The 21785-nt window shown below is 75.4% G+C and carries 10 protein-coding genes; 3 read left to right on the top strand and 7 right to left on the bottom strand.

What is annotated here, in order from left to right; all coding sequences use genetic code 11:
* Positions 1–15 precede the first annotated feature (15 nt).
* Complete coding sequence (locus tag ACSRUE_RS10940; RefSeq protein WP_441290954.1) at positions 16–447, top strand: nuclear transport factor 2 family protein; 432 nt, start codon at positions 16–18, stop codon at positions 445–447.
* 96 nt (positions 448–543) lie between these two features.
* Here ACSRUE_RS10940 and ACSRUE_RS10935 read toward each other — a convergent pair whose 3' ends face one another.
* The 4 genes from ACSRUE_RS10935 to ACSRUE_RS10920 all read right to left on the bottom strand — a co-directional run bounded on the left by ACSRUE_RS10935 (position 544) and on the right by ACSRUE_RS10920 (position 9634).
* On the bottom strand, positions 544–1719 hold the full coding sequence (locus ACSRUE_RS10935) for a serine hydrolase domain-containing protein (protein WP_441290953.1): 1176 nt from the start codon (positions 1717–1719) through the stop codon (positions 544–546).
* 206 nt (positions 1720–1925) lie between these two features.
* Entirely contained in the window at positions 1926–7361 is a 5436-nt protein-coding gene (locus ACSRUE_RS10930; protein WP_441290952.1) for a hypothetical protein, read from the bottom strand.
* A 252-nt stretch (positions 7362–7613) separates the two neighbouring features.
* Positions 7614–8561 carry a formylglycine-generating enzyme family protein gene (locus tag ACSRUE_RS10925; RefSeq protein WP_441290951.1) on the bottom strand — a complete coding sequence of 316 codons (948 nt, stop codon included), beginning with the start codon at positions 8559–8561 and terminating at the stop codon, positions 7614–7616.
* On the bottom strand, positions 8561–9634 hold the full coding sequence (locus ACSRUE_RS10920; RefSeq protein WP_441290950.1) for a PEGA domain-containing protein: 1074 nt from the start codon (positions 9632–9634) through the stop codon (positions 8561–8563). The genes ACSRUE_RS10925 and ACSRUE_RS10920 overlap by 1 nt, the downstream gene beginning before the upstream one ends.
* A 630-nt stretch (positions 9635–10264) precedes the next feature.
* On the opposite strand from ACSRUE_RS10920, the gene ACSRUE_RS10915 reads away from it, so the two are divergent.
* Positions 10265–10609 (top strand): hypothetical protein, encoded by a 345-nt coding sequence (locus ACSRUE_RS10915; RefSeq protein ID WP_441290949.1) that lies wholly within the window; start codon positions 10265–10267, stop codon positions 10607–10609.
* A gap of 150 nt (positions 10610–10759) precedes the next feature.
* On the opposite strand, the gene ACSRUE_RS10910 is transcribed toward ACSRUE_RS10915, so the two are convergent.
* The 3 genes from ACSRUE_RS10910 to ACSRUE_RS10900 all read right to left on the bottom strand — a co-directional run bounded on the left by ACSRUE_RS10910 (position 10760) and on the right by ACSRUE_RS10900 (position 18754).
* Positions 10760–13501 carry a hypothetical protein gene (locus tag ACSRUE_RS10910; protein ID WP_441290948.1) on the bottom strand — a complete coding sequence of 914 codons (2742 nt, stop codon included), beginning with the start codon at positions 13499–13501 and terminating at the stop codon, positions 10760–10762.
* Positions 13498–16950: a poly-gamma-glutamate biosynthesis protein PgsC/CapC gene (locus tag ACSRUE_RS10905; protein ID WP_441290947.1), complete on the bottom strand. Its 3453-nt coding sequence runs from the start codon at positions 16948–16950 to the stop codon at positions 13498–13500. The genes ACSRUE_RS10910 and ACSRUE_RS10905 overlap by 4 nt, the downstream gene beginning before the upstream one ends.
* 70 nt (positions 16951–17020) lie before the next feature.
* Entirely contained in the window at positions 17021–18754 is a 1734-nt protein-coding gene (locus tag ACSRUE_RS10900; RefSeq protein WP_441290946.1) for a S53 family peptidase, read from the bottom strand.
* A 506-nt stretch (positions 18755–19260) separates the two neighbouring features.
* Between ACSRUE_RS10900 and ACSRUE_RS10895 the strand changes: the two genes are divergently transcribed.
* Complete coding sequence (locus tag ACSRUE_RS10895) at positions 19261–21762, top strand: hypothetical protein (RefSeq protein WP_441290945.1); 2502 nt, start codon at positions 19261–19263, stop codon at positions 21760–21762.
* Positions 21763–21785 lie beyond the last annotated feature (23 nt).

Raw genomic sequence — 21785 nt, 5'->3', positions numbered from 1 at the left:
ATGTCGACGACATCCATGAAATCAGCATTTATCCTGCTGGCGCTCGCCGGAGCGCTGTCCGCCTGTCAGCCCAATAGACCAGATAGCCCCGAAAAGCTGAAGGCAGTCATCGTGTCGTACTTCGACTGCGTCACCCGGAGGGACTTCGCGCGAATGAAGACCTTGACGACGCCCGATTTTGTCATCTACGAGAACGGGAAGATCATCAACAACGACGGCCTGATCGAGATCATCAATGGATCTCCGATAACCAAAGCCACCTTTTCGTTGGATGATGTCAAGATCAACGTCGACAGCAACTCGGGGAGCATGGTCTACATCAACCATGGCAAATTCGCGCAGAACGACGCGAGCACCATTACACGCGACTTTCTGGAGAGCGCGATTTTCAAGAAGGTGGGAAATGAGTGGAAGTTGCACTTTGTGCATTCAACCGTCAAAAAATAGACTCGATGATCCAGGATCTGCCCGGGATCGAGCGGGCCGAGCTGCGCGGCGCTCGGACGGCTCGGGGCGGCCGCGCCGCTCGCGCCGGGCGCACGTTCAATCGGCGCACATGAGCTGATCGATGATCTCGAAGGTGTCGACGATCGTGGCGTAGCTGGCCTCGATGTCGTTGGTCGACGTCGACAGCGACATGACGACGACGCGCGAGCCGTCGTCGCTCGCGGCGTTCCGGGTCGAGTACCCGAGCGTGTCGCCGGGGTGGCTCCAGTATCCTCCGCCGCAGCTCGTCGGGATCCACGCGATCCCGAGGCCATAACCGATGCCAGGCGCGATCGCGTCGAGGGCCGGCGCCGGGACCGTGTCGTGGAGCTCCGCCATCTGCTCTGGATCGAGCAGCGAGCCTTCGCTCAGCGCCCGCCAGAATTTCGCGAGGTCCGCGGTGGTCGTGACGAGGGAGCCGGCGGCGTCGGCGAAGGTCTGGTTCGCGATCGTGACGTCGACGAGCGGCCCGCCGACCTCGTACTGCTGGTATGCCACGGCGTGCGGGGCAGGCAGATCCGTCTCGTCGCCGGGCTCGAACGTGCGGTCCAGGCCGAGCGGATCGAGGATGCGCGCCTCGACCTCCTCGCTCCAGTGATTTCCGGTGACACGCTCGATGATCATGCCGGCGAGCACGTAGTTCGTGTTGGAGTAGGCCCACTGCGTCTCCGGATCGAAATTCGGCTTGTGTTCCATGGCGAGCGCCACGAGCTCTTCCGGCTCCATGTGGTCGAGCCGATGCTGCATGTACTCGTCGGCGGAGCGCAGCGCGTCCAGGCTCGGCTCGCCCTGACCGGTGTAGTTGTAGAGGCCGCTCGTGTGCTGGAGCAGCTGGCGGATCGTGATCAGCGAGCCGTCATTGCCGTTGCCCGACACGACGCCGGGGAGCCACTGCTCGACCGTGTCGTCCAGCGACAGCGCTCCTTCTGCGGCGAGCTGCAGCGCCACGACGGCGACGAACGTCTTGGTGTTGCTGCCCATCCGGAAGTAGCTGTCGAAGTCGATCGGCTGCTCGCCGCCGAGCTCCGCCACGCCGCTGCGGGCGAGGATCCGTCGGTCGCCGTCGAGCACCTCGGCATGCACGGCGACGATCCCGCCAGCGCGGATCTTGTCCACCCCTTGCTGGAGCAGCTCGTCGTAGGTGGTGTCTGCCTCCTCGGGAGAGCTGCTCGGGCAACCCAGGAGGAGCGACGCCATGCAGAAGAGCGGAATCGAGAGCTTGCTGAGTGTCATGCGCGTGCGTTCCCGCTCGACTCGTTTCCGTTCAATGGTTCTTGCGGGTTCGTCGATGTCGCACGAACGCGCAGATTCGCGGCCCGCTTCCTACCGCTGCAGGCGCCTGTGGCGGCCTGCACCACGAGCCGGTCAATCCGCGGGGGACGCGGCGCACGCGTCCTCCGGCGAGAGGGCGCGCGCCCGCGCCGGCAGGGCAGCCTGCTTCACGGCTCTTCCCACGAGGGCTCGACGGCGGGCCGCTCCCGCTCGATGCGCCCGCTCCCCTCCTCCTGCCGATCGCGGAACGGCGTCGACGCCGGCGTGAAATCGCGGAGGCCGCGGCGGGCGGTGTAGTCGTAGCGGAGGAAGATCAACCCCGAGACGCGCGGCGAGGTCTCGGCCAGGCTCGGGACGTCGAACAGGAACGTCCCCTCCGCGCCGAGCGAGGCGCGGTGCCCGCGGGCGAGCCAGCTCCAGAACGTGAGCCCCGCGGTGAACGCGTCGCGCAGGAAGGCCTCGTCGCGCGTCTCGTTCACCGGCCGGTAGCTCGCGAGCCAGCCGAGCTGGATCCACGGCCACAGCCCCCTGCCGGGGAGCAGGTCGAGGTCGAGCGTCGCGTCGATGCGGTCGAGCGCCGACGGCGCCGGGCTCAGGCGCAGCGACGTGCCCGCCGTGACGAGCGCGTCGGCGAACGGCCGGTACCGCAGGCGCGCCCCGAGCGAGGCCTGCGTGTCGTGCCTGGCGCCGTACGGCGTGTAGACGTCCTTGTCGGCGCCGATGAAGCCCCGCAGCGACTCGTCCACCATGAGCCACGTGAAGCCCGCCCACGGCGAGAGCGTGAGCTCGCCGAGCGGGATGGACCAGAACGCGCTCGCGCTCGCCCTGGCGCCCATGGCCTCGCTGGCGTCCGGCTGGAACACGACGCGGCCGCTCAGCGAACCGCCGGGAACCCAGCCGCTCGAGCTCAGGTCGAAGCGCGCCTCCGCGCCGAAGCTCTCCGGGCCGTCGCGCAGGCGGCCGAACCCCGCGGCCGCGATCCAGGCGCGCCGCGCGATCAGCTCGCGGTGCACGTCGAGGCCGAGCTCGAGGGAGCGGACCGGAAGACGGTGGTCCTCCTCGGCGAGCTCGCTGTCGACGAGGCGCGCGTAGCCGCCGACGGAGAGGGGCCCCGGATCCGGGTCCTCTCCCACCGGGGGCGCCGGACGAAGCAGCTCGTCCGCGGGCGCGATCGGCGCGGGCAGCGGCGGCGGCGCAGGCGGCGGCGCGCGGGGGCGGGGCGCGCCGTTCGCGACGGCGAGCTCGACGCGGAGCAGCGCCCGGCCGCCGGGCGAGGCGACGCGCAGCACATGCGGGCCCTCGGGGAGGACGGCGACGCGGGACTCGACCTCGCCGCCGAGCCAGAAGAACGGCTCGCGCGTGACGCCCAGGCGGCGCGCGGCGCGGTCCTCGGAGGCGTCGAGCGCGAGGGTCCCCTCCTCCACCGCGCCGCCGCCGGCCTCGCCGCCGACACCGTCGAGCGGCGCCACCGAGAAGCGCAGCTGGCCCGAGGGCGCGGCCGCGGCAACCTCGGGATGGCAAGCCGGATCCCCGCCGTCCGCGGGCGCGGCGCGCGCGCGGGGCGACGCGCACTCGTAGGCGGCGCGGGCGCGGACGCGCACCACGGTCGGGCCGACGAACGCGAGCTCCAGGGGGCGCGCCGGGTCGATGTCGTTCCAGGTCGACAGGACGCGGCCCGAGAAGGGCTGCGCCGCGCCGGCCGCGGTCGCGCGGATCCAGCCGAGGGCGCTCCGGTCCGCCGGAGGCCGCGCCTCGATGCGGTGGCTGCCCCGCGGCACCTGCACGACGCAGCGGTCGGCCATCGGCCCGGACGCCGCGGAGCACGCGACCGGCTCGCCGTCGAGCGCGATCGAGAACGCGCAGGGGGTCTCCTCGCGGTCGAGCGCCCGGCAGACGCCGTCGAGCACGATCGCGCCCGGCGCGGCGCGGTCGAGCCGGAACTCGGCGCGCGCGCCGTCGGTGATGAGGAGCGACGCCTCCGGCGCGTCGACGAGCGCGCGCCGCACCCGCACGCGGAGCGGCAGATCGCGATCGGCCCTGGCCCGGATCTCGAGCGTGGCCGTGCCGGCCGTGGCGTCGGCGCGCGGCGGCACGGCCCAGCCGGTCACCGGGGCCAGCCGCGCGAGGGCGGCCGGCGGGAGCTGGACAGGCGGCGGCGCGGCGCCGGCGGGAGGCGCCACGGCCGGGCCCTGCGCGGCGTTCCCCGAGGCCGCGGGCGCGGCGCCTTGCTGACCGGCGGAGGCCTCGCGGGCGGCCTCCTGGACGGCGAGCTCGGCGAGCGCGAGGGCGCGCAGCGTGAGCCGTCGTTCGGGCGCCGGGGCGGCGGAAGCCACGTCGGTGGCCAGGTTCGCGGCCCGGGCGAGCGCTGCGGCGGACCGGTGGGCGAGCCCGATCCGGGTGAAGGCGTCGGCGGCGAGCTGCACCTCGCTGGAGCGCTCGGCGAGGAGGCCGAGCAGCAGCGCGTCCGCGCCCGCGCTGTCGCCCGCAGGGCCCGCGAGCAGCGCGACGCCGCGCCGCGGATCGACGCTGGCGCGCGCGCCGCGCGCGGCCGCGAGGGGCGCGCGGTCGTCGGGCAGCGGGAGCGGCGGCACGCGCGCGGGCAGGCCGAGCGGGACCGCCACCGGGCTGCCCGGCGGCAGGGTCAAGACGGTGCTCGGCGGCGCGCCCGCGGTCGGCGCGCCGGGCAGATGCACCGCGTCCCAGCGATCCTCCTCGGCGGGGCGGTCGAGCGCGGCGAGCGCCGGGAAGCCGAGGGCGTCGAGCGCCGCGGCGCGCTGCGCGTGGAGCGCGGCGCGGGCAGGCGAGGGCGCGGCGCGGGCAGGCGAGGGCGCGGCGCGGAGGGCGCGCGTGGCGCCCCGGATCTGCTCGAGGGTGCCGTCGACGGGCGCGCCGTCCGGCGGGCGCACCGGCGTGACGGCGCGCGGGGCGCCGGGCGCGGCGGGGTGCAGGCGCACCGAGGCGCGGAGCAGCGCCGGCGCATCGGTCTCGACGCGCAGCTCGTGCGCGCCGGCGGGGACCGGGACCTCGATCGAGCCCGTGGCGCCGGCGCGCACCCAGGCTTCGTGGACGGCGGCGCCAGCGCGCACGCGGAGCACGCGCGCGGGGCCGTCGGCCGGGGGCGGCGCGCCTCGCGCTCCGGGCGCCGGCGCCGCTGCTCCGGGCGCCGGCGCAGCGGCGCCCTGCGCTCCAGGCGACGGCGCAGCGGCGCCTTGCGCTCCAGGCGACGGCGCAGCGGCGCCTTGCGCTCCGGACGACGCCAGCGCCGCCTCGCCCGCCACGGCGGGCGGCGCGATCACGACGCGGGCCAGCGTGGCGCGCTCCGGGTCGGGGAGCGCGAAGGTCGCGGTGCCGTCGACCCAGGCCCACTGCACGATCTCGCGCAGGGACGCGCACGGCGCGCGCCCGCTGCGCGGGATGCGCGCGAGCACCGGCGGAGCGCCCGCGGGCCGCTGGAACGTGCGCGCCCCGGGCGCCACGGCGACGACCGACGTGAGCCCGGCGCCGCCGTGCACCGCGGCCGGCGCGCCGTCGATAAGCACCGGCGACTCGGGAACCACCTGGCTCGAGGCGCTCCGCAGGAGCACCCGCGCGTGGGCCCCCGGCGGCGCTTCGACGTCGATCTGCGCGCGCGCGGCGTCGAGGAGCGTCCAGCGGAGCCCGGACTCCGCGTCCACCTCGCAGAGGCCGTCCGCGGCGGCGCGCCCCGGTGTGCCGCCTCCCGCCGGCGGCAGCGCGTCGCGAGGCTGCGCGATCGCGCTCCACGCGGCCACGCCGTCGGGGATGTCGAGCGCGTCCCACGGGGCCTCGCGCGCCCAGGCGGTGCGCGCGAGCGGCGCCGCGCTCTCGACGTCGCCATGGCCGAGCGCGTAACGCTCCGCGAGCGGCGCCCCCGCTGGCCGGCGGCCATCGCGCGGCGGCGACATCGCCGCGCCCAGCGCGGACACGGCCGCGACGTCGTCCGGGTGCGCGCGGCCTCCGGCGGGCTCGCGCGCCGCCGCGGCCCCGGGCTGAGCGGGCCCGGACCAGGGCGCGTCCGCGGCGCCCGGCTCCGCGTGCGCGGCGGCGAGCCGCGCGAGGATGGCGCGCTGGAGCGACGCGGCGCCCGCCGCCGCGCGGCCCTGCGCCGCCGCGTCGCCTTGCGCCGCGACCGACGCCTGCGCCGCCGTGTAGGCTTGCGCCGCGCGCGCGAACGCCGCGCCGGAGGAGGGCGCCCACCGCACCGACTCGGCGAGGAGGAGCGCCCGGAGCGGCGGCGGCACGGCCGGCCGCGCGGCGAGGTCGAGCGCGGCCTTCGCGGCGCCCGGCGCGGCGGCCCGGCCCGCGGCGGCGAGGAGCCGCGGCGCCTCGGCGTGGACCGGCGCGCGAGCGCCGTCGCCGGCCTGATCGCGCCGCGCCGCGCGATCGAGCAGGGCGGCGCGGTCGCGCTGCGGCGCGAGGAGCTCGGCGACGCCGGCGCGTTGCTGGTAGCCGCTGGCGGCGACGGCGAGCTCCCCCTCGACGACGTCGACGGTCACCGCGCGCGCATCGACCGGCAGCGGCACCCGGATCCACCGCGGCTCGCTCCAGCGCGCGGCGTCCGCGAGGCGCGACCCGGCGCGAACGACGAGCTCCCGGACGACGGCGCCGCCGGCGCGCACCACGACGCGCGTGGTCCCGTAGGTGCGCGCCCGGAGGGCGATGCGCAGCACGTCCGCGCCGGGCGCGCGGAGCTCGAGCCGCGCCCCGGCGCCGAGCGAGCGCCATGGCGTGGCGCGCTCGACGGCCGGGAGATCGGGGCCCTCGCGGCCTCCGCGCAGCTCGACGCCGCGCGCGACGAAGTACGGCTCGACGAGCGGCCGGAGGAGCAGCGACTCCTCGAGATAGCGCGCGGTGAGCCATGCGGCCGCGGCCGGGTCGAGGCGCGCGGCGGCGGGGGCGAGGCGCGCGGAGGGCGCGCCCGCCGCGGCCGGGGCGGAGAGCGCCGCGCGCGCGGCGTCGACCCAGCGGAGCAGCGCGCCCGCCTCGCCCGGCGCGGTGGCCGGCGCGGGCGCGCGGCCGCCGAGCCACGCGGCGACGTCCTCGTCGAGGCGGTACCAGGCCAGCGGCGCGCGCTCCCGTGCGGCGACCCGCACGGCGACCGGCGTGCTCCCGGCGCGGCGCGCGGCGGCCGCGCGCACGACGACGAAGCGCGCGCTCGACCACGTCGGCACCGCGAAATCGCGCGCGCCGGCCCTGACGGGAGGCAGCGGCATCCAGGTGATCACATCGGGCACGCTCCCGACGCCGGAGCCGAGGCCGATCCCTGCGACGTCGCCCCGCACTTCCAGCCGGTCGCCTGGCTGCACGGGCACGAGGAGCAGCTGCCCCGCGGCGAGCGCGACGGGCGCGGTGGGGTCGGCTACGACGGGCGCGGCGCGCGCCTCGTCCGGAGCGGGGGCGCCCTGCTGCGGTCCGCTGCTCCACGGCACGACGCGGGCGCTCTCCGGCGCCACCCAGACGAGCGGCTCGGCGGCGGCGGCCTCGCGTGCCCCCGGGACGCCGTGGGCGACCCCGAAGGCGAGCACGAGCGCCGCGGCGAGCAGCGCGCGGCGGGCGGCGGCCCCGGGGAAGGCGTCGAGATCCACGGCGATTACCCTTGCACCATGCCCACTCACGCCCCGCGCCGTGATCTACCGGGCTACCCGATTTCCGGGTTCGAGCGCAAGCGCGCGATCGGCGAGGGGGGTGCGTTCCCGGCCGACCGGTCCGACCGCCTCCGGACACCGGAAACGCTCCTGGCCGACCGGTCCGACCGCCCCGGCGCACCGGAAACGGTTCCTGAAAGCCATCGAGTCGACGGCACCACAGGCCTCGACGCCGCCGTCGTGTCGCCGCCCCTACTCGTCCCGCGCGCAGCGGAACCCGTAGAAAGACAGCGTCCTCTCCGGCAGCTCGCCGATACGGTACGTCGGACTGAGCGTCTCCTCGGTGTGGGAGAACGCCCCTCCGCGGGAGCCCCTTCCGAAGCCTCCGTCGGTCAGTGTCGCGCAGTTGGTGCACGCCCCCGTCAGATCGGCGTGGTAATCGAGGACCCACTCGAACAGGCTGCCCGCCAGATCCGCCTGTTCCCATCTCCCGTCGCCCGCCGGGGATTTCGACCCGACGGACGGGATCGGGCACACCGTTGTCGTGGTATCGCAGCCGAACACCGCCAGATCCTGGCTCGGGGCCTCGTCGCCCCACGGATAGGCGAGGTGATCGTTCCCCCCGACCGCGGCGTAGTTCCACTCCGCCTCCGTGGGCAGCCGGCCCTCGTCCCAGGCGCAGAAGGCGAACGCGAGATACCAGCTCACGCAGTTGATCGGCGCGGCCTCGTTGCCGGCGGGCTCATCGGTCCACGTCCGGAAGTTGGCGTCGCATTGCAGCGAGGCCCGCAGCTCGTGCTGCCCCGCGGGCAAGCTCGCATCCCACGCCGGGTCCCAGCCGCTGCCCTCGATGAGCGGATGAGCGCCCGCTCCCGCCTTCGGCCTGGTCGCCGGATAGCCCGCGACGAACTGCCGGAACCGGCCCACCGTCGCCTCGAAGCGATCGAGCTGGAAATCGGCGACCGTGGCAGGATAACGCGCGTCGTTCAGGCGGTTGAACTGGCCGCCCACCACCTCGCCCGCCGCGCAGCAGCTCTCGTCGGCCGCCGGACCGCAGGTGGGCGCGACCTGTTCGCAGTGCGGCACGACGAAGACGTCGGGCTCCACGTCAGGGATGCACGCGCCCGCCGCGGCCAGCGGGATCGCCAGCGCGGCAAGAGGCCTGAAGACCACCACGCGGTTGCTCTCGCCCGTGCGCATCAGAAGCTCCCGGAGATGCTGGCGCCAGCGCCGGACGGCGCGATCCAGGGGACCGCGACGGCCGCCGGCGCGGGCGCCGCCTCGTCGCCCGACCGGACGATCCCATGGACCGCCACCCCCATCGCGACGAGCCCCGCGGCGCCCAGGCCGACGAAGAGGCCGAAATCGCGGTTCTTGCGCGCATTGTCAGCCGCGAAGTCATAGCCGGGGGCGCAGTACGTCCCGCCCGGGACCTCGCGGCAGTTCTCGCGCAATGCGCTGATCGCGGAGAGGTCGTCGATCAGGAACCCGACCGACGCGCCGGCAAGGGCGATCCCGGCGGCTCCGGAGATCCAGGCCCAGGCCGGGGTGCCCCCTCGCGCCTCGTTCGCCTTGGTGGGCGGCGTCGCGGCGCTGGCCGCGGCCGCGGGTCGCAGCGTGAGCTCGACCGTCGTCGTCTCGCCCTCCGCGAGCGTGATCGAGCGGGTCTCTGCCTGGTGCCCGGGGGCGCTCGCGCGGATCTCGTGCGGGCCGGGATCGACCGGCAGGGGCTCCCCGAGCGCGGCCGCCGGAAGCGCCGTGCCGTCGCGCAGCACCTCCATGCCGGCGGGCGCGCCCTTGACCATGATCACGAGCTTCGGCACGCGCGGCTCGAGGGCCGCGATCCCCTGGTTGGCGACCTCCTCCAGGCTCCGGCGCCGCTGCTCCCCGGCCGTCTCGCGGTTCAGGACGAGGGCGCGATGGTAATCGTGCCAGGCCGTCGCGAGCTTGCCCTCTCGCTCGCGGCAACGCGCGATGTTGATCTGGGTGCTCGCCGAGGGGTTGAGCGCGAGGCTCGCCTCGAACTTCGGGCACCCCGCCGCGTCGTCCCCCTTGTCGACGAGCGCGCGCGCGGCCTTGAAGAGCGCCTCCGCGGCCACCGGGTCGCGCCCGGGCTCCTGCGCGTGCGCCGCCGCGCCCCCGAGCGCGACCGCGACCACAGACGCGAGGCCGGCAAAGGCGCGCGCGCCTCGCGCGCGGCTGGTCTCCGGGCGGCGAAGGAGCGCCACCGCAACAAGGCATTTCCCGAGCGGGCTCGTCGTCGTTTCCGCCATGTGTGCTCGTTCCGCTGCTGCGCCGCGTGGGCGCGCGCGGAGACCCTACAACAAAAAGGGGGGCACGACCAACCCGTCAATGAGCGAGCCCGTGGTTCCGCTCGACGTAGCTCCCGCGTGGCTGAGCGGCGCGCGGCGCGGCAAGCCGCTCGTGAAGATGACAGCGACCCATCGAGTCGATCCGCGACACGAACGCTCACGAGAAGCGGAGTTCAGCGGCGCGCCACGTACCAGGCGCTTCGACGACGCTCTGCCCTCCACACCGATCCGACGCTCCACCCCGGCTCCGCCTGACGGATCGTCCTCCCACCACAGCCTTGGCCCGTCGTCCCGCCCCGGCGCAAGGCCGGCATCGGTCCCGTCCTCGTGGGCCGCTCCGATCCATGTTCGGTCCGCACCGCACGGTCACCGACGACTTTCAGCGCTTCTACCCGCAGCACGCGGTCGATGTTCAGCAGGACGAGCGAGGGCGCGCCTTCCTGGTCGACGTCCTTCAAAGGCGAGCGCCGTCGGAGCTGCTCCCCGAACCCGTGTGTCGCGTGCGGCAGACGGGGACCTTCGTCCCGACGTCGGACGACGACATGGTACTCCTCATGACCCGCCGCGTGCTGGGTCCTCTCGTCGCGCTCCATGGCTCTGCTGGCCAGAGCCGCGCCCAACCTGTCGAGCTTTATCAGTCCACCTCTATGGAACCTGGAGAGCGCCCCTGACGATGCGGCCGAAGAGGACATAGAGGCGGCTCAGCGGTCGTCGGCCAATGTCAACGACTCGCCATCGCACGCACGGCAGGTCGGTGGGGCTGAGCGGCCAGAGCTCCGAGAAATGTCAGGCCATGAGGATTTGTTGCTGGGCCGGGATTTCCTCCGGCACGACGGGATACTCCTCGTGATCGACAGCGAAAATTTCTCGCTCCTGTTACCCGACGACGAGGACAATCGGCGACGGCGCGATCAGGTTCGTCGGGCGCTCGAATAACTCGGGGAGGAAGTGCTCATCGGGCTGGCTCGATTGCCTTCCCCTTGGCCTCGGTCAAGAAAGGCCGGCTGCGCGCCTTCTCCAACATCGGTCCCCGATGGCGCTGGAATCTCCTGCCGAGCCCCGGCGCCACGCTTCACCCGCTCCTCCTCACGGATCGTCCTCCACCCACAGCCTCGGCCCGTCGTCCCGCCCCGGCGCCTTCTGCCCTACCAGCACCGCCCCGACCCAGACCGCCTTCGCCGGCTCCCCCGTATCGCCCGGCTGCCGCCCCAGCAGCGACAGCCGCACCGCCCGCTCCCCCGGCGCCAGGTCGTCGCCCAGCCGGATCACCGCGCGCCCCACACCATCCGTGCCGCGCTTCTCCGTCGCCGCCTCCCACAGCGTCGCGCGTGTCAGGTCGCCGCCGCGGCCCGCCAGCACGCCGTCCGGGATCGTCACCCGCCGGAAGAACGCCGCCTCCCGCGACGCCGGCTTCGCCCCCTCGAGCCGGTACCGGATCCGGTAGTCCGCGTTCTCCCCGGGCGTCACCACGAACAGCACCAGGTGCAGCGTCTCGCCCGCCTCCTGCTCGAACTCGTACGTCATCGGCCGGCCGCGCGTCAGCTCGAACACGTCGCGCCGGCGCACGATCGCCCCGCCGTTCGCCGGCGGCGCGTCCGTGTACGCCACCCCCGTCTCGCCCAGCCCCTCGATCTCGACCCGCCGCGCGCCCGCCGGCGCCGCCACCCGCAGCGACCCCGACAGCGCCACGATCGGCTCCCTCAGCGCCACCTCGCCGTCCACGCGCACCGCCACCTCCTTGCCCAGCGACGCGCGCGCGGCCCGGTAGATCACCGACAGCCGCCCCGCCCGCGCCCCCGCCCCGTCCACCCGCACGTCCTTCGCCACGAGCAGCGGCGTCCACGCGTCGCCCGGCGACGGCTCCCCCGCCGACTGCCACGCCGGCATCAGCAGCCGCCGGCGCACCGGCGCGTGCTCCGGGACGAGCACCCGCTCCGGCCGATCCGCGTTCGACCTCGCGCCCTCCCCCGCCCGCTCGATCCGCACCTGCTCGCGCAGATCCGAGAAGCGCTCCTTCCGCTCCAGATCGTCGAGGTTGAGCGCCCGCACGTCCGTCCACGTGCTCACGTCGAACGGCGCGTAGCGCCACGTCTCGTCCTCGGCCAGCGTGACCCGGTACGGCAGCCGGTACAGCGTCTCGTTCACGCCCGGCTCGATCGCGCGCAGCCGCAGGCGCGTCCTCGCGTCGCCCGTGATCTCGATCCGCTCCACCCCCGCCGGCGGCCGGAGGATCGCGAGCCGCGGCTCGGACGCGTCGAACCCCTCGTTCCACCACTCGAACCGCGATCGCGGGAGCGTCACCTTGAGCTCGGCCCGCTCCGACGGCCCAGGGCCCCACCGCGCCACCACCGTCGCGTCGCCCTGGTTCGCGCCCCCGCCCGCGTCGATCTGCGTCCGGAACAGCAGCCCGAGGAGCTCTTGGCCGGGCGCCATGCGCGCGATGACCGGGTCGCTCGGATCCAGCGCCAGGTAGCGCACGATCCGCACGTCCGGCGGCGTCTGCAGCCGCGCCGGAGCCGCCTCCGCTCGCGCCGCGGGCGGCTCCGCGGCGGCCCCCGGCGGGAGCGCCCCCGGCGCGGCGTCGGGGCCGCCCTCACCCGCGGGCGAGGGCATCGCCGGGTGGACGATCTCGCCGAGCTGCTGCATCGCCTGCGCCCCCGGCGCGCCGAACCGCACGCCGAAATCCGGGCCGACGCCGTCGATCACCACCGTCCGGATGTCCTCCCGCAGGAGCCGCACCGTGGCCCTCCCGAGCGGGCCGAGCTCGACGCTCGCGGACCCGCTCGCGCCGTCGGCGACCCGCACCGTGCGGCCCGGCGGGCCCTCGATGTCGAGCGACAGCGGGCCGCGGAAGTTCAGCGCGGCCGCGCGGCGCTCGCCGATCACGAACTCGGAAGCGCCCCGCCCCTCGGCGCGCGGGTACGGCATCCGGAACCGCCGCAAGAGCAGGCGCGACATCTCGTAGTCGATCCCCTCGCGGCCCCCCGCCTCGAGCCGCCGCGCCCAGCCCCGGAGCAGCTCCTTCCGCGCCGGCTCCGGCAGGTCGGCGAAGCCGAGCGCCGACGCCCGGAGCCCGAGCTGCCGCCGCTCCTCGGCGTCCAGGCTCTGCTCGTAGACCGCGCGCGACGCCTCGCTGCGCTGGTAGCGCCCCTCCAGCCGGGACAGGATCGTCAGCTCGCTCGGCGCGCGCGCGCCGTCGCCGCCGTCGCTCCCCACCGCGGGCTTCGCCCGGAGCCGCACCTGCCCGCCCAGCGGGAGCACGTCGTGCGTGATGAGCAGCGTCGAGCGCGGATCCGTCACCGCGCCCCCGCCGCTCGCGAGCCGCGCCGCGTACTCGCCCTCGCCGAGCGGACGATCCGGATCGCAGCTGACCCGGCTCTCCAGATCGATCGCGTGCCGCGCGACCTCCTCCCCGCGCTCGTTCACGAACGCCGCGACGAACCCGTACGGGTAGCGCCGTGCCGAGTCGCAGGCGTCGGCCCTCACGCTCCCCCAGGTCGTCACCTCCACCGCGTCGATCTCGGCCGGGATCTTGATCACGAGGTCCCGCTCCGGCTCGATGTGATAAGCTAGGATCTCGTCCTCGGCCGGCAGCGCGCTGCCCAGCGGCGGCGCGCTCGACAGCTGCGAGAGCGCGAACGCCGTCACCCCGAGCAGCGCCATCGCGATCAGCCACCGCGGGTTCAGCGCCCTGCGCGGCGCGCCGTCGCGGGCGCGGAACCCCGCCGTCGCCAGGCGCGCCCGGGACGGCGGCCGCGCCGCGTGGGAGCGCGGCGACGCGGCCGCCTCGTGGCCCGCCGGCTCGCGGCGCTTCGCCGGGGCGGTCACGGGGCCCCCTGCTGCGGCGCCGCCCCGGGCCCGGCCGCCTCGACCCGGAGCGCGCTCGTGCCGACCGTGACCGCGCGCCGCAGCCGCGGGCCGCCGGGCACGGCCGCGCCCGGCACCGCGACGAGCGCGCCGTCGATCGGCAGCAGCTGCGCCTCCCCCGGCCGCGCCGCGATGACCCACGGGCGCCCCGTGATCACGTCGCGCCCGATCTCCACATGGCACTGTGCCTCGCGCCGCGGTGCGACCGGCGCGCTCCCGCGCAGCGCGGCCGCCGCCGCGGCGCGCGCCGCGGCCGCGAGCCCTGCCCGAGGCACGACCGCCACCGCTGCCCGCGACGCGTCCGACCCGGCCCGCGGCGCTGCCGGCGACGCGTCCACCTTCGCCGGAGCGCCCCCCGGCCCCGCCGTCGGCGTCGCCTGCGGCGCGAAGTGCGCCCTCAGGTAATACGGGTTCCGCTCGGTCGTGTAGCGCCGGAAGGGCTCTATCGCAGCGGCAAGATCGCACGCTGCGGTCACACCCCGGGTCGGACAGAGCTCGTCCCCGCTCGCTCCTGCGCCGGCGCTCCCCGCGCACGACGCGAGCGCCCGAGCGCGCGCGGCCACGTCGAGCGGCTCGGGCGTCACGCCGAGCCGCGCGAGCCGCGCCTCGAGGCGCGTCTCCCCCTGCCCCGGCTCGACGAAGCGCCGGAGCTCGAAGAAGCGCCGGACCGCGCTGCCCAGGTACACGATCGCGAACCGCCCCTCGGCGAACCGCTTCGCGTAGGCCATCGCCATGTCCGTCGCGCCGCTGAACGGCACCTGCTCGCGCGTGCCGTCGAAGATCCCGACGCGCAGCTCGAGATCGCGCAGCGTCTCCAGCAGCGGCCCCGCGAACGTCGGCACGTGCCCGGGCCGCACGACCTCGTACCCGAACGAGATCACCGCGTCCCGCTCGTAGGTCCGATCCGCCTCGATCGCCTGCACCGACAGCGCGTTGCCGCCGTCCCCGACCCAGACCTCGTGCGCCCGCTGGAAGTAGCTGCGCAGCCCCTCGGCGCGCCGCACGTCGGCGGCCCCGCTCGGCTCGGCCGTGGGCACCGCCCCGGCGAGCAACAGCGACTGCGCCGAGAGCGCGTCGGCGAGCGCGAGCCCCGCGCCGAACGCCCCGATCTGCCACCGCGGCGCGGGCACCTCGACGAGCATCGCGCCCGTCATGGATGACTTGACCGCCTCCGCCGAGGGCGGCGCGGGCAAGATGGCGCTTGTCGACGCCGCAGGCGGCGACGCCGACGCATGCGCCAGCACGAGCCACGCCGGGTTCCCGCGCCGCTCCGGGCCGCCCTCGGCCGGCCCGGGCTCCGCGATGCCCCACGCCGCGGGCGCCGCGTCGGTGCCGCCGATGCGCACCTCGCGGAAGCCGAGGCGCCCGAGGATCGCCCGCTCCCACGCGGTCGGCGGCGCCGCGCCGGACGCGCCGCCGGGGCGCGTCGCCGCCGCGATCAGGCGCGGCGCCACCACGGCGTCGAACAGCCTGAGCTCCTCGAGCGACGGCGGGCGGAAGCGGCCCGGCTGGACCTCCGTCAAGGAGACCATCCGCTTCGCGAGCTCCTCCTCCAGCGTCCCGGTCCAGCGCACGGCCTCCGGCGCGCCGAGCGAGCGCGCGCCGACCGCCTCGGCGACCTCGCGCGGCACGTGCAAGCGCGGCGCGTCGCCGAGGGGCGTGGACGGCTCCGCCGCCGGGCGGAACGTCATCGCCGTCTCGGCGCCGAGCCCCAGGCCGATCGACACGACGGGCAGCCCCGCCGGCGAGCCGACCACGCTGAGCTCCGGCCCGTCGCCGCCGCCCGGCTCGACGAGGAGCACCTGGGGGCTCTCCATGGCGTCGAGCATCGCGGCCACGAACGCCTCGTCGTGGCGCCGGATCGCCCCGTGGCGCGACAGGAGCACGACCCCCGCCGCGTCGAGCAGCTCCGCGACCCGGAGCGCCACCGCCGGCAGCGCCGAGCCGAGCTCGGTGGGCACGGCCAGCACCAGCCACTCGGGCGCGGACGTCGGGCTCCGGCCGACGCGCTTGCGGATCGCCGCCCGCGGCGCGCTCGGCGTGTCGTCCGGATCGTCGAACCGCGGGCTCAGCACGTACCACGGCCGCTCGCCGTCGCCCTCCCGCGCCACCGACACCCGCGCGCGCTCCGCCGCGCCGAGCAGCTCGTCCGCCGGCCGCCCGTCGCGCAGCACGCTGCGCGCGAGCCGGTGGGCGATCCGCCGCGACTCGATGTCGGCGGCGATGGCGGCCGCCCTCGGGCGCGGGCCGGGCCGGGGCGCAGTGTCCGCCAGCACGAGCGACAGCGCGGCGCTCTCGATGCGCGGCACCGGCCTCGCCGCGGCCGCGGGCGGCGGCGGCGCGCCGCCCCAGCCGAGCGCCACGAGCGCGTAGCCGACGCCGTTGCCGACGAGGAACGCGGTGAACGACACCTGGATCGTCGGCATGATCACGATGCCGACGTGCTCCTTGTTCCACATCTTCACGGCGAGCAGGCTCGGGAGCAGGTAACCGAAGCCGAAGTAGTCGACCATCTGCAGCCCCGGCGCGTACCGCACCATGGCGAAGCCGATCGCCATCTTCATGAGGAAGCCGAGCACGTACACGAAGATCATCCGCCGCGGCCCCACGAGCAGCATCCGCGAGAACGGGCGGACCGAGGTGATCCAGCGCGAGAGGTAGAAGACGACCAGCGCCTCGATCGTCGTCGTGAGCAGCTTCGTCGGCTCGTACCACGCCACGGCGAGCAGGCCGGGCACGAGGATGCCGTTGTAGTCCCACCCGTAGCGGACGTTGTTGCGCGCGCCGAGCAGCGCGCCGATGACCAGGATGATGTGGGCCTTCGGCAGCTCGAGGAACTCGAGCGACAGGCTCTCGTTGAGCACCTGGAAGCGCGAGACCGAGAGGTTCGTCGTCCGGAGCAGCACGCCGAGCACGAGCGCCGTCAGCGCCGTGACGACCGCGAGCCGCGGCGCCGCGCGCAAGAAGCCGCTGTTCCAGAAGGCGTTCGCGATGAGCGGCACCAGCACGAGCCCGATGCTGTAGAGCTCCCGCGAGTGCACGAAGTCGTAGCGCGCCGAGACCTCGGGCACGACGAAGCCCTCGACGAAGAGCCGCACGATCACCGCGCCGACGATGAACAGGTAGAACCGCTCGCGCCCGAACGCCGTGGACCACGCGCCGGTCCGGGTGATCCAGCGGCCGATCAGCGCGACGAACAGGTACGTCACGATCGACTCCGCGATGATGAACACCGCGGTGACCGGGGCCGCGAAGAACACCGTCGCGAGGTAGCCGGGCACGACGAGCCCCGCGTACGTCCAGCCGAGCGTCTCGGTGAAGAACGTCCCGAAGACGAGGCCGATCAGGACCGCGGTGTGGAGGCTCCGATCGAGCCCGTTCGGGGGAAAGAGCGGCAGGTTCTCGAGCATGCGGCGGGGCGGCGGCGGCGGGGCGGGTCGGCGCGCGCCGCCGCCCGGCGCGGTCGCCAGGGCGGGCGCGCTACGGCAGCGTGGTGGCCAGGCCGATCGCGCTCGGCGCGCCCCAGCCCGTCGGGTAGTCCCAGCCGGGCCCCGCGGCAAAGAACTCCGTCTGGCCGCGCACGACGTCGCGGAACGTCGCCTGCACCGCGGGGGTCGTGTAGAGGATCGAGTTGAGGAACCCGGCGCGCGGCAGGCCCTGCGCGGCGCGGTAGCTGTTCACCACGGCGATGAGCCCCGCGAACGCGGGCGCCGAGAACGACGTCCCCCCGTACGTCCGCCACTCGCCGAGGTAGTAGACCCAGTACGGCCTCGGCGAGGGCGCGGCGTGCATGGCGACGTCCGCGACCGCCCGCTTGCCGCCGGATCCCTCGACGACCCCGACCTGCCAGGAGGGGATCGGGAACGAGAGCGTCGGGCCGGAGCCGGAGCCGGACCAGGCGAGCTCGTCCTCGACCTCGCCGTCCTCGTCGAGCCAGAGCGACGTCCCGCCGACCCCGGTCACGTACGGGCTCGCCGAGGGCGTGTCGGTCTGCGCCGAGTCGCCGGTCGCCGCGACCACGGTGATCCCGAGCGCCGCGGCCATCTGCGCCGAGCGGTGGTACTGGAGCCGCACGGCCGGCGGCTCGGAGTCCTCGCGGTGGGCGAACGAGTCCGTGATGACCGACACCTCGCCGCGGCCGATGGCCTCGTTGAACGTGTAGACCATCGACGTGTTGCGCGCGTCGGGGCCCTGGTACACCACGAGGTCCGCGCCCGGCGCGAGGCCGCCCGCCCACGCCACGTCGAGCGTCGACTCCACATAGCGCGTCGAGACCGGCTCCATCGTCTGGACGACCAGCGGGTTCGCCCGCTCCACGCCGAGCGCGCGCCAGAACGACTGCAGGTCCTTGTACTTGAAGGTCGCGCCGATCGTGATCCCGAGCTTCACGCCCTCGCCGGTGAACCCGAGCTCGTAGAGATCGTCGATGTCGTACGCGCCCGCGATCTGCGCCGGGGCCAGCCCCCCCTCGACGCCGTCCGGCGGATCCGGCTCGATCTCCCCGGCCTCGCCCGGGAGCGGCCTGGTGCTCGCCGCGAGATCCGCCGTGATGATGCCGGTCGTGCGTTCCGACACCCACGTCGGCACGGTGAGCTGGCCGAGGGCGCCGTAGACGTCGAAGGGCGGATTGCCCGCCTGAGGGTTCTCCCGCTCGAAGACCCGGAGCTCCGTGTCGAAGGTCTCGTTGAACTGGCTCACCGTGCCGGTGAACTGGATCAGCAGCCGGTTCGCGGCCGTGAAGTTCACCTGCATCCCCTGCTCCTCGAGCCAGAGCTTCACGAGGTGCACGTCGCGCTCCCGCGGCGCGTACGCCGCGACCCACTCGTCCCGGGTCATGTACTGGCGGAACCGCGGGCCCGCCGGGTCGTAGATCTCGGCGATCCGCTGCTCGAGCAGCCCCGAGTTGCGGATGGGGAAGCCCATCAGCGCGCGGACCACCTCGTCGCCGCCGGCCACGCCCTTGTCGGTGTACACGCCCGGCAGCGGGCTCGGGATGCCGTCCGTGGCCTCGGTGGGCTCACGCTCCTCCTCGGTGAAGTCGGGCAGCTCGTCCGGCAGCTCCTCCCCGCCGGCCCCGCCGGCCCCACCGCCGCCGGCCTCGGCCGCGCCGCCGCCGCCGCTCCCGGCCGCGCCGCCGCCGCCGCTCCCGGCCGCGCCGCCGCCGCCCCCGCCGCCTCCCGCGCCCCCGCTGCCCGAAGAATCGGCGATCTGCACACTCGACTCGCAGCCACAGCCAGAGCCCGAGAAGGCCACGCTGCTGACCAAGCTGAGCAGACCGAGGACGGGCGCGGCACGAAGCACAGGTGAAGCACGGCGCATATGCACCAAGGATTCAAACCCCTTCCGACAGGCCGATCCAGCCGAATCGTCACAGCGCGCTGACGTCGCATCACACGTGCGCCGCCCGCAACACAACGCGCGTCGGCGGAGCGTTGGGAGCACCACGTCGCACCCTGTCGCGAACCGCTGCGCCGCGGCGCCGCGGCCGGGATTCACCGCGGCGCCACGGCCAGGTCGGAGATCGCGGCGCACCGGAGGGCGGTAGAGGCGGGCGCAACGGCTGCGCCTGGGGCCCCAGGGAGCGACCTTCTCGTCGCACGGCCGATGCTCTTGGCGCGGCGGACCCGGGTGGACAATTGTATTGATTCGACCACGATGCGACGCTCAGGCTGCCCGGGGCGTCCCGCGCACCCCCTCGAGAGCCGCGGCCTTCATGGATTATGGCGAAGACTTACCGTCCGCGGATCCCCAAGCCCTTTCGCATCCCGCGCCCGATGGCCGCGCAGGCGGAGGCGACGCGCTTCGGGTGGCTCACGCCTGACGTGCTCTCGATCGTCGCGGGGGCGCTGATCGCCGCCGTGGCGCCGCTCGATCGGCTCGACTACGTGGCGCGCGGCCTCACCGCGTCCGCGCTCGCCGACGCCGCGCCGTCCGCGCAGGTGCTGCTCGTCACGGCCTCGCCCGAGGCGCTGCGCGAAGGGATCTGCGAGCGCTCGCTCCCCGGGCTGCTCGAGCGCGGGCGCGCGCGCGGCGCGCTGCTGATCCCCCCGGCCGACGCGTTCTGCGGGGGCGGCGGCGGCGCAGCGAGCCGCGCGGGCGCCGCGAACGCCACGGGCGCCGCGGGCGCCGTGCCGGTCGTCCGGATGCCGCCCGAGCTGCTCCGCCTGAGCGCCGGCGATGTCGTCGGCTTCTTCCCGCTCGCGGCGGGGGAGCGCGCGCCGGAGCTCGGCGCGCTCGGCGTCTCGGCGGCGCCCTGGGTGCTCAAGAAGGCGCCGCAGAGCGTCCCGGCGGTCAGCCTGCGCGATCTCGCGGACGGCCAGGTCCCCGCGAGCGCGCTCGCGGGCCGCGTCGCCGTGGTCGCGGTGGGCGCCGGCGGCGTCGCGCCCCAGGCGGTCGCGACGTCGGCGCTGCCGCCGGCGAGGGGCGTCGCCGCGGTGCTCGGCGGGCTGCTCGACGGCGGCCGGCGCGCCGCGGCGCCGGCGTGGGTGCCGGCGCTGTTCGTGCTGCTCGCGGGCGGGCTCGTGTGGATCGCGCGCCGCCGCTACGGGAGCCTGGTCGCCACGGCCGCGCTGTTCCTCGGCGTGTTCGCGCTCGCGGCGGGGCAGGGCGTGCTCGCCGCGCGGGCCGAGGCGAGCCTCATCGCGCTGCCGAGCGCGCTGTTCGGCCTCGCGGTCGCGTTCGCGGGGGTCATGATCGTGCGCGGGCTCGTCGCCCAGCGCTCCGTCGATCGCGCCGCGGAGCTCATCCAGCGCGCCGCGCTGTTCCGCATGCAGGGCGTCCACACGCTGCCGGACGAGGAGTTCTGGCCGCGCGTGGCGCGCCTCGCGGAGCAGGCGCACCCGGCCGATCTCGTGCTCGTCGCGGAGCTGCCCGCGGGGAGCTGGCACCTCCGGTTCTGGAACGACAGGCAGGGCGGCGGCGAGAGCCTCGTCGCCGAGCTCCGCCGCGACGTCCGCCGCCCGCCGTACAGCAGCGAGCAGGGCGTGCCGGCGATCCGCCTCTCGCGCCGGTTCCTGGCGAAGCAGGACATGCCGGCGGTCGTGGTCCCGCTCATCGCGTTCGGCGAGATCGAGGGGTACGTGTTCTTCTGCGGCCCGGTCGCCGAGTCGACGTTCTCACGCGAGCCGGAGCGCGCCGAGCACGTCGGCCGCGAGCTCGCGCTGCTCCTGCGCAGGAAGCGCCTCGCGCGCACGGCGCAGGCCGGCGCGGGCGAGGCGCGCGGCGGCGGCTCGCCGGAGGACGATCTCGTCGAGGGCGCGCGCGTCGCGCTCGACGACCTCCAGCTCTTCGGCTCGATGCTGCGCAGCGCGCCGGTCGGGCTGCTGTACGCCGACGCCTTCGGCGACGTCCGCTTCGTCGCGCCCGAGTTCGCGAAGTGGCTGCGGGCGCGCGACGTCACGGTGCCCGCGGAGAGCGCGAGCGCGGCGCTCCCGCCGGGCTCGCTCACGCTGGGCGACGTCCTCGGCGCCACGTCCGCCAGCGACGCCGCCGTGTCGCTCTCCAGCGTGATGGCGAGCGACGACGGCATCGAGCTGAGCGTCAGCGGGCCCGAGCCGGCCGTGATCTCGGTGCGCCCCCTGCGGCGCGAGTCCGACGGCTCCTCGTGGATCGCGGGCTACGTCGCCGCGCTCATCCCGGTCCAGCAGGCCGCCCCGGTGTCCGACAACGTGCGGCCGCTCGCGGTGCGCGACGCCGCCGATCCGCTCTGCGCCTTCCAGCTCGGCGACGTCGTGGCCGATGCCGTCGCGAGCGCCGCGCGCGCGACGGGCCGGGCCGTGCGGCTCGAGCCCATCCGCGGCGCGACGCACGCCCTCGGGCACCGCGGCGAGCTCGAGCAGGTGCTCGAGGCGTTCCTGACCGACGTCGCGGGCCGCGGGCTCCCTGGCCACGGCCCCGTGGTGTCGGTGCGCGAGGCGCCCCAGGGCGTGCAGCTGTCGATCCTGGACGTCGGCTTCGGCCTCGGGCTGCCGGAGTCGGCGCTCCAGCGCGTGCTCACCGCCCCTGGCTCCGCGCCGGCCGGCCTCGAGCCGCTCGGACGGCTGATCGTGGCGGTCGAGGACAGCCACGGTCACGCCGAGCTCAAGACCAACGACGGCTGGGGCATCACCCTCACCGTGACGCTCCTCCGGGCGCACCCGCGCGCGTTCGTGTCAGCGAACGAGGGCGGCAAGCCGGCCGCGCAGCAGAACGTCATCGCGATCGGCAGGGCGGGGCCGAAGTAGGCGCGGGCGCCGGGGCGTGGCGT

Origin of the sequence: Sorangium sp. KYC3313 (assembly GCF_052075895.1) — a bacterium.
GTDB classification, from domain to species: domain Bacteria; phylum Myxococcota_A; class Polyangia; order Polyangiales; family Polyangiaceae; genus Sorangium; species Sorangium cellulosum_B.
This window is presented reverse-complemented; position numbering and strand designations above follow the sequence as displayed.

What these genes read in the sequence shown, in the direction of transcription:
- ACSRUE_RS10935 (WP_441290953.1), bottom strand. Translation starts at nt 1,719, where the DNA reads ATGACACTCAGCAAGCTCTCGATTCCGCTCTTCTGCATGGCGTCGCTC.
- ACSRUE_RS10920 (WP_441290950.1), bottom strand. Translation starts at nt 9,634, where the DNA reads ATGGCGGAAACGACGACGAGCCCGCTCGGGAAATGCCTTGTTGCGGTG.
- ACSRUE_RS10925 (WP_441290951.1), bottom strand. Translation starts at nt 8,561, where the DNA reads ATGCGCACGGGCGAGAGCAACCGCGTGGTGGTCTTCAGGCCTCTTGCC.
- ACSRUE_RS10915 (WP_441290949.1), top strand. Translation starts at nt 10,265, where the DNA reads ATGGCTCTGCTGGCCAGAGCCGCGCCCAACCTGTCGAGCTTTATCAGT.
- ACSRUE_RS10905 (WP_441290947.1), bottom strand. Translation starts at nt 16,950, where the DNA reads ATGCTCGAGAACCTGCCGCTCTTTCCCCCGAACGGGCTCGATCGGAGC.
- ACSRUE_RS10940 (WP_441290954.1), top strand. Translation starts at nt 16, where the DNA reads ATGAAATCAGCATTTATCCTGCTGGCGCTCGCCGGAGCGCTGTCCGCC.
- ACSRUE_RS10895 (WP_441290945.1), top strand. Translation starts at nt 19,261, where the DNA reads ATGGCGAAGACTTACCGTCCGCGGATCCCCAAGCCCTTTCGCATCCCG.